We start from the raw sequence: 15,635 nt of genomic DNA on the forward strand, positions 1-15,635 counted from the left end.
CGCCCTTGCCACCTTATCGCATGTCCGCCGCCCGGTCGCAGCCGTGAAAACACCGCATTGCCTTTGCCGCGCGCGCGTGCATGATCGCGGCCATGACTGCGCCAACAAGAACCGATGTGGATGTCCTGATCGCGGGGGGCGGGCTGAATGGCCCGACGCTGGCGCTGGCGCTGGCCGGGGCGGGGCTGAGTGTCGCCGTCGCCGATGCGCGACCCGCCGATGACCGTGCGGCCAGGGATTTCGACGGCCGCGCCTATGCGCTGGCGCTGGCCTCGACCCGGCTGCTGAGGGCCCTTGGCCTGTGGGACGAACTGGCCCCGCTAAGCCAGCCGATCCTTCAGGTAAAGGCATCGCAGGGCCGCGCGGGCGATGGCGCCGGGCCGTTCTTTCTGCATTTCGACAGCGCCGAGATCGAGGAAGGCCCGGTCGGCTGGATGCTGGAGGATCGTTTCCTTTATGGTGCGCTGCTGGCGGCGATGCAGGACCGGGTGCGGCATCTGCCGGGCATCGCGGTGACCGGGCAGGAACCCGGCGCGGCAGGCATCACCGCCACCCTGTCGGATGGCAGCCAGATCACCGCGCGGGTGCTGATCGGCGCGGATGGGCGCGGATCGGGCGTGGCGGAACGTGCCGGGATCGTGCGGCGCGGCTGGGATTACGGGCAGACCGCGCTGGTCGCCTCGGTCGATCACGATCTGCCGCATGACGGCATCGCGCATCAGTATTTCATGGCGACGGGTCCGCTGGCGATCCTGCCGCTGCCCGGCAATCGCAGCAATATCGTCTGGTCGGAAACCCATGCCAATGCCCGCGCCATCGCGGCGCTGGATGACGACGGTTTCCTCGACGTGCTGCGCCCGCGTTTCGGGGATTTTATGGGCGCAATCCAGCTTGCCGGGCCGCGCTTTTCCTATCCGCTGTCGCTGAGCCTTGCGGAACGCTATGCCGCGCCGCGTGTCGCGCTGGTGGGCGACGCCTCCCACGGTGTGCATCCGATCGCCGGTCAGGGGCTGAATCTGGGGCTGCGCGACGTGGCCGCGCTGGCCGAGGTTCTGACCGATGCCAGCCGCCGGGGCGAGGATATCGGCGCCATCGACGTGCTGCAACGCTATCAGACATGGCGGCGCTTTGACGCGACTAGTCTTGCGCTGGGGATGGATACGGTGAACCGGCTGTTTGCCAGCGACAACGCGCTGATCTCGGCGGGCCGGGGTCTGGGCATGGGGCTGGTCTCGGCCATCGCGCCGCTGCGCCGCCGCTTCATGCGGCAGGCGGCGGGGCTGTCGCTTGATCCGATGCCCCGATTGCTGAGCGGGCAGCCTCTGTGACCGCCGGTCCGGTGCTTTAACGCGGGGATTTGACGAAGGCGCGGGGCGATTTGCCCTCGGCCAGACAGCCAAGGAAGGTCGCGGCGGTATCCATCGCCTCGCGGATGGTCACATCCATGTCCAGATAGCGATAGGTCCCCAGCCGCCCGACAAAGGTCACGCCCTCGGTCGCCTCGGCCAGCAGGATGTAATCCTCCAGAAGCGCCTTTTCCTGCACCAGACGGATCGGATAATAGGGGATATCCTCGGGGCCTGCCTCGCGGCTGAATTCGCGGTAACAGACGCTGGATTCGTGGCTTTCCCAGGGGCTGAAATGCTTGTGCTCGGTGATGCGGGTATAGGGCACCTCGCGGTCGCCGTAATTCATCACCGCACAGCCCTGATAATCGCCGTCATAGGTGAAACGCTGAAAATCCAGCGTGCGATAGCCCAGCCGCCCCAGGCGGTAGTCAAAGAACCCGTCCAGCGGACCCGACCAGAAAACGTGATCCACGCCGTCGCGCATCTGCGGATCGAAGGGCGTGTTCAGTTCGACAGTGATGCCAGGATGATCCAGAATCCCCGCGATCATCGCGGTATAGCCGTCGCGCGGCATCCCCTGAAAGCGGTGAAAGAAGTAATTGTCGTCATAGTTGAAGCGCACCGGCAGCCGCTTCAGGATCGAGGCTGGCAGATCGCGCGGCGAGCAGCCCCACTGCTTTTCGGTATAGCCCTTGAAGAACGCCTCGTAGAGATCGCGGCCAACGAAACGCAGCGCCTGCTCTTCGAAGCTTTGCGGGTCGGTGATGCTGTGATCTGCCTGTTCGGCGATGAAATCGCGGGCCTCGTCGGGGCGCATGGTCTTGCCGAAGAACTGGTTGATGGTCAGCAGGTTGATCGGCAACGAATAAACCGCACCCTGCGCCGTGGTCTTGACCCGGTTCTGGAAGGGCAGGAATTCGGCAAAGCTGTTGACATAGGCCCAGACGTCCTCGTCATCGGTGTGGAAGATATGCGGGCCATAGACATGCATCATCACGCCGGTTTCATCGTCGCGGCGGGTATGGCAGTTGCCGCCGATATGATCGCGCGCGTCGATGATGCGGCATTCGTGCCCCGCCTCGGCCAGCTTGCGTCCGATCACCGCGCCGGACAGACCGGCCCCCACCAAGAGAAACTTCATCAACACCCGCCCGCTGTTCCGGGCCCGGTCAGGCCGGACCCCCATCGCCGCCGGACCCTAGCCCCAGCCCTGCCCTCTGCACAAGGTGATGCGCGAAAAGAACACGTCCGCTAGCTGTTTTCGGCATATTCGCGCAACTCGGCATGGCTGCGATCCAGCCGCCCCGCCAGCCCGTCGCGGATCGCCAGCCGCAGCAGGCGCCGGAACATGGCCGCATCCGGGCCGTAATCGCGCGCCTTGCGGTGCCATTTCACCAGCAGCACCGGCACCAGCGGCCAGAACCACGGCCCCGCCGCGACGCGATAGGCGATCAGCGCGTTGCGATACATGAAATAGACCTTCCACAGTGGCCGCAGCACCACCCCGCTGGCGCCCTGCCGGGCCTCGGTGTCATGCTCGAAGCGGATGCCGGGGGCAAAGCCGATCCGCAGCCCCTTGCGCCGCATGTTCAGCGTATAAAGCTGATCGTCGCCATAGATGAACAGCCGCTCGTCCGGCATGCCCACAGCCGTCAGCGCGTGGCGCGACAGAAACAGCCCGACGAAAGAGGACATATCGACCTCGACCACCGGCGCATCGGGGCGATAGGCGGCATCGGCCAGATGAAAACCGCGCCGCCCCTTGCCGACAAGCGTGTGCAGGAATTCCCTGACCCGCCAGAAGGGGTTGCGATAGGGGCGGTTCATTTCGCAGATCTCGCCTGCGGGCGTGAATACCGCCGCGCCGATGGCGTCCCAGCCGGTCTTGTCCATCTTGCGAAATGCGGCAATGGCACCGGGCGCGGGGCGACCGTCATCATCCATCACCAGCAGCCAATCGGGATCGAGCCCCTGCACCACCTCGGCCAGCGCATGGGCAAACCCACCCGCCCCGCCCCGATTGGTGTCGCTGCGGCGAAAGGACAGCCGCGGCCCCGCCTGCCCGGCCAACCAGTCGCCGGTCCCGTCCTCCGAGGCATTGTCATAGACGAAGATATGATCCACCGGCTCGGCCAGCAGCCGCGCAACAGTGACCTGCAACTGGCTCAGGCGATTATGCGTGACGACGACGGCTGCGATCATGGTCTGCCTTTCCGTTTCGCGGGTGCGTGGCTTGTGCCCCTTGCGACATCCGGCAGCCTCGATAACGGTTTTTGAACGGCCAGGGTTCTGGGCGGCATCGCGCCTCAGGCCCCTTCGGCATGGGGCGGCAGTTGCCACGGGCGCAGATCGGCCTCCAGCCATGTGCCGTGGGCGGCGTTGGGAAAGACGATCCAGTCCTCGCCAAAGCGGCCGGCATGGTCGGCGGCCAGCCGGTGCTGATCGTCCAGCGTCTGGCCAGCGAAAGCCCCGTCGAAATCATGCAGCGTATCGCCCAATTGCAGCACGATGCGAAAGCGGTTGGCGATGGCGGCGCGGCGTTCGGCCTTGGGCGGGCCAAACAGCATCACCTGATCGGCCACCACCTGCGGCAGCCCCAGCCGCGACAGCGTGGCGATGGTGGCAAACTTGTTCTCGTCGAAACGATCCGAGACATAGAAAACCGTCACGTCCAGACTGTCGGCCAGCGCAAAGAAATCCGCGGCCCCCGGGATCAGGGCGGGTTCGCCCTCGCGCTCCCACCGTTTCCAATGGGTGAAGTCGGTGAAATCATGGCCCTCGGTCATCACATGGGCCATGATCGCGGTATTGTCGAGGATGGTTTCGTCGATATCCGACACCACCGCCAGCCCAGCCCCGCCGCCATTGGCCCGCACCGCCTCGCGCAGCCGCAGCGTCGCCAGCGCATAGCATTGACGCTGCAACGCCCCCACCTCGGCCGAGCGTTGCTGATATCGGATCGCGACCGCATGTTCATACGGATTGCGGTTGTTCTGGTCGGTCATGGAATTTCCCCTTCGCGCGGGCTGCAAACTAGGGCCCGCGCGGGGCAAGGTCAAACGCGATGGATCACCATTCCTCGATGACGGTTTCGGCATCCCATGCGGTCAGCGGCGCATCGGACCAGTCGCCATAGCTGGCATTGGGAAAGACGATCCATTCGGTGCCCCATTTCGCGGCCTCTTCGGCGACGGTTGCCTTCTGATCCTCCAGCGGAGTCTTGCGGAAACGGCCATCGAAATCATGCAGCGTGTCTCCCAGCAACAGGATGATCTGATGGTCCGCGCTGACGATCTCTCGCCGTTCAACCTTGGGCGGCCCCAGCAGCAGGACGGTGTCCGCGCTGACCTGCGGCAGGCCCAGATCGGCCAGCGTCGCCAGCGTGTGGTCCTTCTGCTCGTCCGCGCGGTCCGAGACATAGCGGATCGCCACCCCCAGACTGTCGGCGTGGTTCAGAAACTCTTTCGCGCCGGGGATCAGCACGGGCTGGCCATCGCGTTCCCACGGAAGCCAGGTGTCCCATGCGTCATAGATGTGGCAATTGGCCAGATCGCGCGCCAGCAGGGCGGTATTGTCGATCACCGTTTCATCAAGATCGGTAACGATGGCCAGTTTCGACGGATCGTCGGCTGCGGCAACGGCGGCATCCAGTCTTTCGGTGGCGATGTTATAGGCCTGCAATTGCAGCGCCCGGATCTCAGCCGATTGCTGCTGGAAACGCAGGCCCATGGTGAACTCGGCCACCGGGCAGGCATCCCCGGACGCGGCGTCCTGGGCAAAGGCGGCAGGCGCGGCCAGCGTGGCGGCCAGAAGGCAGGTGGCAAGGTGACGGGTCATTGGCGGGCTCCCTGTTTTTGGTCAGGCCCTATTGATCACGCCAATGTCATCCGCCGCAAGCCAAACCGCGTTCAGGCCGCAGCGGGCAGGCGCGAGGGCTGTTCACGCACCGGCAGATGGATCAGCGCGCTGAACGCGCCGACGCCGACGCCGACCCACCAGACCATCATGTAATCGCCCTGACTGTCATAGAGGCTGCCGCCCAGCCAGACGCCCAGAAACGACCCGATCTGATGGGACAGGAACACGAAGCCATACAGCGTGCCCATATAGCGCAGCCCATAGATATAGGCGATCAGCCCAGAGGTCAGCGGCACCGTCGCCAGCCACAGCGCCCCCATCACCAATGAGAACAGGATCACCGTTCCGGGCGTGATCGGCGTCAGGATGAAGGCCGCGGAAACAAGTGTGCGCAGCGTATAGATCCCGGCCAGCAGGTATTTCTTGGTGTAACGCTTGCCCAGCCAGCCCGCCATGATCGAACCGGCGATATTGGCCAGCCCGATCAGCGAAATGGCGATGGCCCCCAGCGCCGATGTCGTCGTGATCCCCAGCGCGGCCAGCATGCCGCCGGGATCTATCGGGCCACACATCTCGGTAATCATGGCGGGGAAATGGGCGGTGATGAAGCCCAGCTGATAACCGCAAGAGAAGAAGCCCACGAAGATCATCAGGAAAGACGGGTCGCGGAAGGCGCGCGACAGCACGCTGCCCATGCTTTCCTCAAGCTCGGTCCGGCTGGCGGGTTTGCCGCTGCCCAGCATCGGCAGAAAGATCAGACAGGACAGAACCACCACGCCAAAAATGATGAACACCGATTGCCAGCTGTAGAACGCCAGCAATATCTCGGCAAAGGGCGCGCCAAAGACCTGCCCTGCCGATCCCGCCGCAGTGGCGATCCCCAGCGCAAGGCTGCGGTTTTCGTCGCTGGCCGCGCGACCGACGACGGCCAGAATGACGCCAAAGCCGGTGCCGGCGATGCCGAAGCCGACCATCACCTCCAGCAGCTGCATCGTGGCGGGGGTGGTGGCGAAGGCGGTCAGGATCAGGCCGGCGGAATACAGCGCCGCACCCAGAATGATCGCCCAACGGTCACCCCAACGCTCGGCCAGGGCGCCGAAGATCGGCTGGCCGATGCCCCAGGCCAGGTTCTGAATCGCGATCGCCATGCTGAATTCGACCCGGGGCCATGAGAACTCATCGGCAATCGGGATCTGAAAGACGCCGAAACTGGCCCGCAGGGCAAAGTTGATCAGCAGGATCAAACAGCCGCCGACAAGGACCGGCGTGAAAAGTCTGGCTTGGGACGACATGGGAAACCTGCGCGGGCTGATCAGTCCACGCAGGCTTGCCAAGTCCGGGACCCAAGATCAAGCCCGGTTCGGTTGATCCGTTCCATCAACGCGGCTGATGGGACGCCGCGCAAGCGTCAATCCGCGCGATCAATTACGGCGCCCGATCTCGTTGGTGATCGAGAAACGCGACGCGGGCATCGAGCCGACCTTCTGCAGGTCGCCCAGAATGACCGTGGTCTTCTGACCGCTGTCATCGGTGATGACCCATTGGCGCAGCTCGGTCGGGCCGGGGGTGAACACCATCTGGATATTGCCATATTCAGGATGTTTCGGGTCCTGCGCGGTGACCACGGTGGCGTTTTCGGTTTCCGTATGGCCGGTGACCATATTGGCCTGCCCCAGATTCACATTCGCCGCCAGAATGATTGACAGCGGCGTTTGCGACAGCGGATATTGCTGCGGCCCGCCCGAGGATTTGCCGTCGAAGATCGCCACATTTCCGCCCGAGGCCAGCACCAGCGTATTGTCATTGGCATATTCGAACCGCACCCGGCCCGGACGATGGATATACAGCGTCCCGGTCGAGACGGTGCCATCCGGATTCACCTGCGTAAAGGCCGAGGTCACAGTGCCGAGGCTGTTGAGATAGCGGGATATTTCGTTCAGCGGAATACGCTCGGCCAGCGCCGGAAAGGCAAGGCCGAGGCAAAGAACGAAGGCGGCGGCGGGCGCAAGGGCGAAAGAGCGAATGTTCATGGTCCGGATCATAATCCTTTCGTCGCATCATGCACATCACAAGACGCAGATCGGTTTGCCGGTTAACGCTCTCGGTGAAGTGAATGTTCCGGGCGGCGCGTCGGCCGCCCGGCAGGGGATGGGTCAGGCCAGACGCTCGGCATGCCACATGACGTGGTCGCCCATGAAGGACTGCACGAAGAAATAGCTGTGGTCATAGCCCGGCTGCATGCGGAACTGGCCGGGCTGGCGACGCTCCATCATGGCATGGGCCAGCGCCTCGGGTTTCAGCAGGTCCAGAAACTGGTCGCTGCTGCCCTGATCGATCAGGATTTCGCCGGGATAGCCGCGCTCGCGCATCAGCAGGGTCGAATCATGCGCCTTCCATGCCTCGCGGTCATCGCCCAGATAGGCGCCCAGCTGCTTGCGCCCCCAGTCCGATTCGGTCGGGTTGGCAATGGGCGAAAAGGCCGAGACCGACCGGTAACGCTCGGGGTGGGTCATGGCGATGGTCAGCGCGCCGTGACCGCCCATCGAATGACCGGAGATGCCCATCGCCTCGCGGTCGATGGCGAAATTGTCGCTGACCAGTTCGGGCAGTTCGTGAACGATATATTGCCACATCTGGTAATGCGGCTTCCACGGATCCTGCGTGGCGTTGACATAGAAGCCCGCGCCCTTGCCCAGATCATAAGCCTCGTCATCGGCGACATCGTCGCCGCGCGGCGAAGTATCGGGAAAGATGATCGCCAGCCCGGTTTCGGCGCACCATTCCTGCGCGGCGGCCTTGGTCATGGCGTTTTCATGGGTGCAGGTCAGACCCGACAGATACCACAGCACCGGCACCCGGCCATGCTGCGCGGCCTCGGGCAGGTAAACGGCGAAGGTCATGTCGGTCCCGGTCGCCTGCGACTTGTGGCGATAGACGCCTTGCGTGCCACCGAAGCTGCGATTTTCGGAAATGGTTTCAAAGCTCTGGGTCATTGGGATTCTCCCTTGGTCAGATCGGCAAACATGAACGGCACGCGGATGGGGCCGGTCGTCGGGGCGATCAAAGGCGGCGGGCAGGCCAGCGGCAATGGCTAATCCGGCTTTCTGCCACAAATGGACGGCATCGCCGCCCCTGGTGACGGCGATGGCGGTGAATGGCCGGGGCTGCGGGGCGAAGGATCACCCCGCCCGCCCTTACTTCAGTTCATCCGCGGAACGGATGACCTTGCCCAGCAGGCCGTAATCCAGCGCCTCTTGCGTGTTCAGCCAGAAATCGCGCTGGGTGTCCTTCTCGATCCGCTCGATCGGCTGGCCGGTGGCCTCGGCAAAGATCTGGTTCAGTCGGTCGCGCATCAGGCGCACCTGCTCGGCCTGGATCATCATGTCCGACGAGGTGCCGCCGATCCCGCCCGAGGGCTGGTGGATCAGAAAGCGCGTATTGGGCAGGCAGAAACGGTTTTCCTTGTCCGCGCCGACAAAGATCAGCGCCCCCGCGCTGGCCACCCAGCCCGAGCCGATGGTGCGCACGGTCGGGCGGATGAACTTGATCACGTCATGGATCATGTCACCCGATTCCACATGCCCGCCGGGCGAGGAAATCAGCATGTTGATCGGATCGTCGCTGTCTTCGGCCAGCGCCAGCAGATGCGCCACGGTGCGCTGCGCCAGCTTGTCATTGATCGGCCCGGCGACGATCACCGTGCGCGACTTGAAATACAGCTTGCCGATCTTGTCGCCTTCGGGAAGGCCCAGTCCGCCATCCTTGTCGCCCTGACGGCGATCATCGTCGTCGTCATCCTCATCGTCCAGCCAGTGATGGCGCATGCCTGCTCTCCTTCGTTTTCATGGCGACGGCGAGGCCATTGGCCCCGCCGTCTTTTAACTAAGCAGCCATGAAGGATCAGTAAAGGACGACCGAGCGGATCGATTCGCCCGAATGCATCAGATCGAAGCCCTTGTTGATGTCATCCAGCCCCATGGTGTGGGTGATCATCGGGTCGATCTCGATCTTGCCCTCCATGTACCAGTCAACGATCTTCGGCACATCGGTCCGGCCACGGGCGCCACCAAAGGCGGTGCCTTTCCAGACCCGGCCGGTGACCAGCTGGAACGGACGGGTGCTGATTTCGGCCCCTGCCGCCGCCACGCCGATGATGACCGACTGGCCCCAGCCGCGATGCGTACATTCCAGCGCGTCGCGCATAACCTTGGTGCTGCCGGTCGCGTCAAAGCTGTAATCCGCGCCGCCGATCTGGTCGAACGGGGTTTTCGTCATCTCGACGATTTCCTGCACGACATTTTCGACATTCTTCGGGTTGACGAAATGGGTCATGCCGAAACGCTCGGCCATCTCTTTCTTGTCGTCGTTCAGATCGACGCCGATAATCATGTCGGCACCGGCCAGACGCAGGCCCTGAATGACGTTCAGCCCGATGCCACCCAGACCGAAAACGACGGCCTTGGCGCCGATTTCCACCTTGGCGGTGTTGATGACGGCACCGATACCGGTGGTCACGCCGCAACCGATATAGCAGATCTTGTCAAAAGGCGCGTCCTCACGAACCTTTGCCACGGCGATTTCCGGCAGCACGGTGAAGTTCGAGAAGGTCGAGCAACCCATATAGTGATGGATCGGCGTGCCGTCGGGCAGCGAAAAGCGCGAGGTGCCATCGGGCATCAGGCCCTGACCCTGCGTGGCGCGGATCCGGGTGCAGAGGTTGGTCTTGCCCGACAGGCAGGACGCGCATTCGCGGCATTCGGGGGTATAGAGCGGAATGACATGGTCGCCCGGCTTGACCGAGGTGACGCCCGGGCCGACCTCGACCACGATACCGGCGCCTTCATGGCCCAGAATGGCCGGAAAGATGCCTTCCGGGTCCGCGCCCGAACGGGTGAATTCGTCCGTGTGGCAGATGCCGGTGGCTTTGATTTCGACCATCACCTCGCCGGCCTTGGGGCCTTCAAGATTGACCTCCATGACTTCCAGCGGTTTGCCGGCCTCAAGGGCCACGGCGGCGCGGGTTTTCATCGTTAATCTCCTGTCTTTGCGAAGAGCTTCCGTAAGAATGCACGGTCGGGCCAGTGCGGCCCGCCGTTTTGTTTTATCGCCACGTGCAGCCGGACAAAGCCCTCAGGCTGCCAGCGCGCCGGACTGTTTCGCCACATGGGTCGCAATCGCATCCATCAGCGGTGGCGACAGCGCATCATAGGGCTCCAGCCCCAGCTCGCGCAGACGCGACCGGATGCCATCCATACGCGACGGATCGACACCCGATTCGATGATCGAGCTGACGAATGCCGCGAATTCCGGCGCCGACCAGCCGTCATCCGACGACAGTTCGGTATGCACGAAATCCAGACCATAGAACGGATGGTCCTTGTTTTCGATGCGGCCATACATATGCACGCCGCAATCGCGGCAGGCATGGCGTTGAATGGGGGCGTCCCGGTTCACGATATCCAGCTTGTCGCCGTTTTCGACGACCTCGACCGAATCGCGTGACACGACGGCAACCTGACTGAAAATCGCGCCCGAAGGCTTCCAGCATTTGGTGCAGCCGCAGACGTGGTTATGCGCCGTCTGGGCGCCGACCCGAACCTTGACCGGGTTCGAGGCGCAATGACAGGTCAGAACGCCGCCGTTGAAATTGGGGTTACCCGCTTTGATGCCGTTATCCACGGCGGGGTGAATTTTCACCCCCTCAGTATTCGACATGGTCCCTTCCTCCGATAGACCGAACGCTGTCAGGGTCGCGCGCTGGCGCCGAATCAACAAGTCAGAGGAAGGTTGTAGCGCCCCGCGACCTTCAGCGGGGCGCAACGGGCGGATCAGGCCGCCGGAGTGGAGGAAACACCGACCTTTGCAGGCCGCAAAAGCCGCTCATGCAGGCTGAAGCCGTTTTCCATGACCTGAATGATCTCTCCGGCATTGGTGCCGGGGACGGCGGCCTCGAACATGGCTTCGTGAATCTGCGGATCGAATCGGTCGCCGGGCTGAGGCTTGATGATGGTGATCCCATGCTTGCCAAAGACGTTCGACAGCTCTCTCAGCGTCAGTTCGACGCCTTCGATCAGCGCGGCGGCAGCAGCACGCTGTTCATCGCCCGCCACATCCAGCGCGCGGGTCAGCGCATCATGGACCGGCAACAGATCGCGGGCCAGCCGCGAGCCGCCATATTGTTCGGCATCGCGACGGTCCTTTTCGGCCCGCTTGCGCGAGTTTTCGGCGTCAGCCAGCGCGCGCATGAACTTGTCGCGAAATTCGTCGCGTTCGGCGGCCAGCCGGACGATCTCGTCCGTCGGCTCGGCCAGCGGGTCATCCAGGATATCCTCGATCGGCTGTTCGTTCTGCTCGTTCATTTCCACTCATCCTTTCCGGCCGGACAGCACCCGCCCGACCAGTTGCGCGGTATAATCGACAATCGGCACGATCCGCCCATAGTTCAGGCGCGTCGGACCGATGACGCCAACCGCGCCGACAATCTTCCGGTCGGCATTCATATAGGGTGAAACGACCAAAGCGGAACCCGAAAGTGAAAAAAGCTTGTTTTCAGAGCCAATAAAGATCCGCACCCCCTCGCCCTGCTCGGCCAGCTCCAGAAATTCGACGATGTCGCGCTTGCGTTCCAGATCGTCGAACAACACTCGGATGCGGTCCAGATCGGCGGCCTCACTGTCCAGCAGGTTCGAGCGGCCGCGCACGATCAGCCGCGGATCGGTCTGCCCGTTGTCCCACAGCGCCAGACCGGATTCGACCAGATCGGCGGCCAGCGCGTCCAGTTCCGACCGCCGCGCGGCGATTTCACGGGCGATATGGCCGCGTAATTCCGACAGGGTGCGGCCTTCGGCCATGGCGTTGAGGAAATTCCCCGCCTCGCGCATCGATGACGGCGTCTGGCCCGGCGGCGGCGTGAACAGCCGGTTCTCGACATGGCCATCGGCAAAGACCAGCACCACCAGCGCCCGGTCATAGGCCAGGCTGACGAATTCGATATGGCGCACCGGCGCCTCGTGCTTGGGCATCAACACCAGCGAGGCGCCATGCGTGATCGAACTCAGCGCGGTGCTGATCCGGTCCAGCAGCGCGCCGGTATCGCGGCTGTCATTGCCGATGGTCTGGTCGATCATCTCGCGGTCGTTCTGGGTGACCGAATCGATTTCCATCATCCCGTCCACGAACAGCCGCAGCCCACGCTGCGACGGCAACCGCCCGGCCGAGACATGCGGACTGTCCAGCAGGCCCAGAAGTTCCAGATCCTGCATGACATTGCGCACGGTGGCCGCGCTCAGCTGTTCCGACAGCGCCCGGGTCAGCGTCCGGGAACCGACCGGCTCGCCGGTTTCCAGATAGGTCTCGACCACGCGGCGGAAAACCTCGCGAGAGCGGTCGTTCAGTTCTGACAGCAGCGATTCCTGGCTCATTTTCCTCGGGGGTTGCGCCTTGGGGTGACGGCCCTGTATTGGGCAGCCATTCTTCAGTGAAAAGGACTTCTCATGCGCCCTTCAGGCAGGAATTTAAGCGATATGCGCCCGATTTCAATCGAAACCGGGGTGATGGGGCACGCAGAGGGCTCTTGCCTGATCCGTTGCGGCAACACCCATGTGCTGTGCAGCGCCACCATCGAGGAAAACCCGCCGCGCTTTCTGAAGGGCACCGGGCTGGGCTGGGTGACCGCCGAATACGGCATGCTGCCACGCGCGACCAATACCCGCAACCGCCGCGAGGCCGCCTCGGGCAAGCAATCGGGCCGCACGCAGGAAATCCAGCGCCTGATCGGCCGCAGCCTGCGCGCGGGCGTTGATCGGGTGGCTTTGGGCGAACGCCAGATCACCATCGACTGCGACGTGATCCAGGCCGATGGCGGCACCCGCTGCGCCTCGATCACCGGCGGCTGGGTGGCGCTGCGTCTGGCGGTGAACAAACTGCTGAAGGCGGGCGCCATCGTCAGCGATCCGATCATCGACCATGTGGCAGCGGTCAGCTGCGGCATCTATGCCGGCCAGCCGGTGCTGGATCTGGACTATGCCGAGGACAGCGAGGCCGGCACTGACGGCAATTTCGTCCTGACCGGCGCGGGCAAGCTGATCGAGGTGCAGATGTCGGCAGAAGGCGCGACCTTCTCTCGTGACGAGATGGGCCAGTTGCTGGATCTGGCCGAGGCAGGCATGACGCAGTTGGTCGCCGCCCAGAAGGCCGCCGTGGCATGAGGCGTTTTACCGAAAAGCGCCTGCTGGTGGCAACGCATAACGCGGGCAAGCTGTCCGAGATGCGCGCCCTGCTGGCGCCTTACGGGGTCGAGGTCGTCGGCGCGGCAGAGGCCGGGCTGGCCGAACCCGTCGAGACCGAGGACAATTTCGTCGGCAATGCCCGCATCAAGGCCCGGGCGGCGGTGACCGCCACCGGCCTGCCCGCACTGGCCGATGACAGCGGCATCAGCGTCGATGCGCTGGACGGCGCGCCCGGCGTCTATACCGCCGACTGGGCCGAGACCGGCAATGGCCGCGATTTCGGCATGGCGATGCAGCGCACATGGGACGAGCTGGAGGCCAAAGGCGCCCCTGCCCCCCGCAAGGCGCAATTCCGCTGCACGCTGGTCCTGATGTGGCCTGACAGCCATGACGAGGTGTTCGAGGGCGTGCTGCCCGGTCAGGTCGTCTGGCCGCCACGCGGGGCCGAGGGGCATGGTTATGACCCGATCTTCATGCCCGACGGCCATGATGTGACCCTGGGCGAGATGTCGGCGCAGATGAAAAACAGCCTCAGCCATCGCGCCATCGCTGCCCGGAAACTGATCAAGGGTTGTTTTGCCTGACGCCGCGCACATCTTTATCCTTCAGGACCCGGCCTCGATGGCCGGGTTTTCACTGGTGGCGCCCGCATGATTGTCGAAGATTCAATCCGCTATGACATTGCAGAGGACTGGCGGCATGGCGGCTTCGGTCTCTATGTGCATTGGCCCTTCTGCGCCGCGAAATGCCCCTATTGCGATTTCAACAGCCATGTCGTCCCCGCCGTCGATCAACGCCGTTGGGCGGCCGCACTGGTGGCCGAGATCGCCCGGCTGGGCCGTGAACTGCCGGGGCGTACGCTTGGCAGCATCTTCTTTGGCGGCGGTACGCCCTCGCTGATGGCCCCCGACACCGTGGATCAGGTGCTGCGCGCCGCACGGGCCGCCTGGGGCTTTGCCAACGATATCGAGATCACGCTGGAGGCCAACCCCACCAGCGTCGAGAAGGGCCGCTTTCATGACTATGCGCAGGCCGGGGTGAACCGCCTGTCGATGGGCATTCAGGCGCTGAACGACGATGATTTGCGCCGTCTCGGGCGGTTGCATTCGGTGGCCGAGGCCCGCGCGGCCTTCGACGTGGCCCGTGCCAGTTTTCATCGGGTCAGTTTCGATCTGATCTATGCCCGGCAGGGGCAAGGCATCGACGCATGGCGCAGCGAATTGCGCGAGGCGCTGAACATGGCCGTCGATCATCTGTCGCTGTATCAACTGACCATCGAGCCCGGTACCGCCTTTGGCGCCCGCGCCGCCGCGGGGAAACTGCGCGATCTTCCGGATGATGACGTATCGGCGGACATGTATCTGGAAACGCAAGATATTTGTGCGGAATTCGGCATGTCAGGCTATGAGATTTCCAACCACGCCCCGCCGGGCCGCGAAAGCCGTCACAACCTTGTCTATTGGCGTCAGGGCGATTGGGCGGCTGTCGGACCCGGCGCGCATGGTCGCATCACCCTGCCCCGGGCGCGCTTCGCGACCGAGGCATATCGCGCCCCCGGCAAATGGCTGGAGCAGGTCGAGCAGAACCACAGCGGCGAATCGCTGCGCGAATTGCTGCCCCGATCCGAGATCGCAACCGAATATCTGCTGATGGCCATGCGCCTGTCCGAGGGGCTGGACCAGCACCGCTATGAACAGCTGGCCGGATCTCCGCTGAATGAGAATATTATCGAGTCTTTACAAGAACTTGGAATGATTTTGCATCGCGATGGGCGGATCTGCGCGACCACGCAAGGCCGCCCGCTGCTGAACGCCATCCTGAGAGAGCTGGCGGCGTGATCTGATGCGTATCCTCTGGGCCATCATCGGCAGTATCGCGCTGGCTTTGGGAATTATCGGGGCGTTTCTGCCGGTTTTACCGACCGTGCCCTTCCTGCTGGTTGCCGCGTGGGCCTTTGCCCGCTCATCGCCTGAATTGCGGCAACGTATTCTGGACAACCCAACCTATGGCCCGCAGGTTCGCGCATGGCAGGATAAGGGCGTGGTCAGCCGGGTTGCGAAGATCTGGGCGGTTTCCGCCATGACGCTGGGTGTCGCAATCGCGCTGTGGCTGGCGCTGCCCCTGTGGTTGATCGCGATTCAAAGCGGAATCTGCACCGCGGTCGCCGTTTTCATTGTCACCCGACCGGAAAGCTGAACGA

The 15,635-nt window shown here is 63.7% G+C and carries 17 protein-coding genes; 5 read left to right on the forward strand and 12 right to left on the reverse strand.

Annotation, left to right across the window (positions count from 1 at the left end; translation table 11 throughout):
• The first annotated feature begins 92 nt into the window (after positions 1 to 92).
• On the forward strand, positions 93 to 1,328 hold the full coding sequence (locus tag JHW40_RS03500) for a UbiH/UbiF/VisC/COQ6 family ubiquinone biosynthesis hydroxylase (RefSeq protein WP_090611209.1): 1,236 nt from the start codon (positions 93 to 95) through the stop codon (positions 1,326 to 1,328).
• 16 nt (positions 1,329 to 1,344) lie between these two features.
• Here JHW40_RS03500 and glf read toward each other — a convergent pair whose 3' ends face one another.
• The 12 genes from glf to hrcA all read right to left on the reverse strand — a co-directional run bounded on the left by glf (position 1,345) and on the right by hrcA (position 12,628).
• Positions 1,345 to 2,490, reverse strand: coding sequence for a UDP-galactopyranose mutase (glf, locus tag JHW40_RS03505; RefSeq protein WP_090611208.1), 1,146 nt, complete (start codon positions 2,488 to 2,490; stop codon positions 1,345 to 1,347).
• Positions 2,491 to 2,600: 110 nt separating this feature from the next.
• Positions 2,601 to 3,551: a glycosyltransferase gene (locus JHW40_RS03510; RefSeq protein WP_272849059.1), complete on the reverse strand. Its 951-nt coding sequence runs from the start codon at positions 3,549 to 3,551 to the stop codon at positions 2,601 to 2,603.
• Positions 3,552 to 3,655: 104 nt separating this feature from the next.
• Positions 3,656 to 4,354 (reverse strand): 5'-nucleotidase, lipoprotein e(P4) family, encoded by a 699-nt coding sequence (locus tag JHW40_RS03515; protein ID WP_170851768.1) that lies wholly within the window; start codon positions 4,352 to 4,354, stop codon positions 3,656 to 3,658.
• A gap of 64 nt (positions 4,355 to 4,418) precedes the next feature.
• Entirely contained in the window at positions 4,419 to 5,186 is a 768-nt protein-coding gene (locus JHW40_RS03520; protein ID WP_090611176.1) for a 5'-nucleotidase, lipoprotein e(P4) family, read from the reverse strand.
• Between the two features lie 71 nt (positions 5,187 to 5,257).
• A complete protein-coding gene (locus JHW40_RS03525) occupies positions 5,258 to 6,499 on the reverse strand; it encodes an MFS transporter (protein WP_090611175.1) in 1,242 nt (413 codons plus the stop codon).
• A 129-nt stretch (positions 6,500 to 6,628) separates the two neighbouring features.
• Entirely contained in the window at positions 6,629 to 7,237 is a 609-nt protein-coding gene (locus JHW40_RS03530; protein WP_090611207.1) for a LolA family protein, read from the reverse strand.
• 123 nt (positions 7,238 to 7,360) lie between these two features.
• Positions 7,361 to 8,200 (reverse strand): S-formylglutathione hydrolase, encoded by an 840-nt coding sequence (gene fghA / locus JHW40_RS03535; RefSeq protein WP_090611174.1) that lies wholly within the window; start codon positions 8,198 to 8,200, stop codon positions 7,361 to 7,363.
• A 201-nt stretch (positions 8,201 to 8,401) separates the two neighbouring features.
• Positions 8,402 to 9,031: an ATP-dependent Clp protease proteolytic subunit gene (locus JHW40_RS03540; protein ID WP_090611173.1), complete on the reverse strand. Its 630-nt coding sequence runs from the start codon at positions 9,029 to 9,031 to the stop codon at positions 8,402 to 8,404.
• Between the two features lie 76 nt (positions 9,032 to 9,107).
• Positions 9,108 to 10,235 (reverse strand): S-(hydroxymethyl)glutathione dehydrogenase/class III alcohol dehydrogenase, encoded by a 1,128-nt coding sequence (locus JHW40_RS03545; RefSeq protein WP_090611172.1) that lies wholly within the window; start codon positions 10,233 to 10,235, stop codon positions 9,108 to 9,110.
• Positions 10,236 to 10,337: 102 nt separating this feature from the next.
• The gene (gfa, locus tag JHW40_RS03550) at positions 10,338 to 10,922 is read right to left on the reverse strand and encodes an S-(hydroxymethyl)glutathione synthase (RefSeq protein ID WP_090611171.1); all 585 of its coding nucleotides are present in this window, start codon (positions 10,920 to 10,922) and stop codon (positions 10,338 to 10,340) included.
• Between the two features lie 113 nt (positions 10,923 to 11,035).
• Positions 11,036 to 11,566, reverse strand: a complete 531-nt coding sequence (locus JHW40_RS03555) for a nucleotide exchange factor GrpE (protein WP_090611170.1) — start codon at positions 11,564 to 11,566, stop codon at positions 11,036 to 11,038.
• 6 nt (positions 11,567 to 11,572) lie between these two features.
• The gene (gene hrcA / locus JHW40_RS03560; RefSeq protein ID WP_090611169.1) at positions 11,573 to 12,628 is read right to left on the reverse strand and encodes a heat-inducible transcriptional repressor HrcA; all 1,056 of its coding nucleotides are present in this window, start codon (positions 12,626 to 12,628) and stop codon (positions 11,573 to 11,575) included.
• A gap of 72 nt (positions 12,629 to 12,700) precedes the next feature.
• On the opposite strand from hrcA, the gene rph reads away from it, so the two are divergent.
• From rph to JHW40_RS03580, 4 genes are all read left to right on the forward strand, one after another.
• Positions 12,701 to 13,414 (forward strand): ribonuclease PH, encoded by a 714-nt coding sequence (gene rph / locus JHW40_RS03565; protein WP_090611168.1) that lies wholly within the window; start codon positions 12,701 to 12,703, stop codon positions 13,412 to 13,414.
• The gene (gene rdgB / locus JHW40_RS03570; RefSeq protein ID WP_090611167.1) at positions 13,411 to 14,019 is read left to right on the forward strand and encodes an RdgB/HAM1 family non-canonical purine NTP pyrophosphatase; all 609 of its coding nucleotides are present in this window, start codon (positions 13,411 to 13,413) and stop codon (positions 14,017 to 14,019) included. The genes rph and rdgB overlap by 4 nt, the downstream gene beginning before the upstream one ends.
• 66 nt (positions 14,020 to 14,085) lie before the next feature.
• Positions 14,086 to 15,273, forward strand: a complete 1,188-nt coding sequence (hemW, locus tag JHW40_RS03575; RefSeq protein ID WP_090611166.1) for a radical SAM family heme chaperone HemW — start codon at positions 14,086 to 14,088, stop codon at positions 15,271 to 15,273.
• Positions 15,274 to 15,277: 4 nt separating this feature from the next.
• Entirely contained in the window at positions 15,278 to 15,631 is a 354-nt protein-coding gene (locus JHW40_RS03580) for a YbaN family protein (RefSeq protein WP_090611165.1), read from the forward strand.
• Positions 15,632 to 15,635 lie beyond the last annotated feature (4 nt).

The organism is Paracoccus alcaliphilus (assembly GCF_028553725.1).
Taxonomy (GTDB): domain Bacteria; phylum Pseudomonadota; class Alphaproteobacteria; order Rhodobacterales; family Rhodobacteraceae; genus Paracoccus; species Paracoccus alcaliphilus.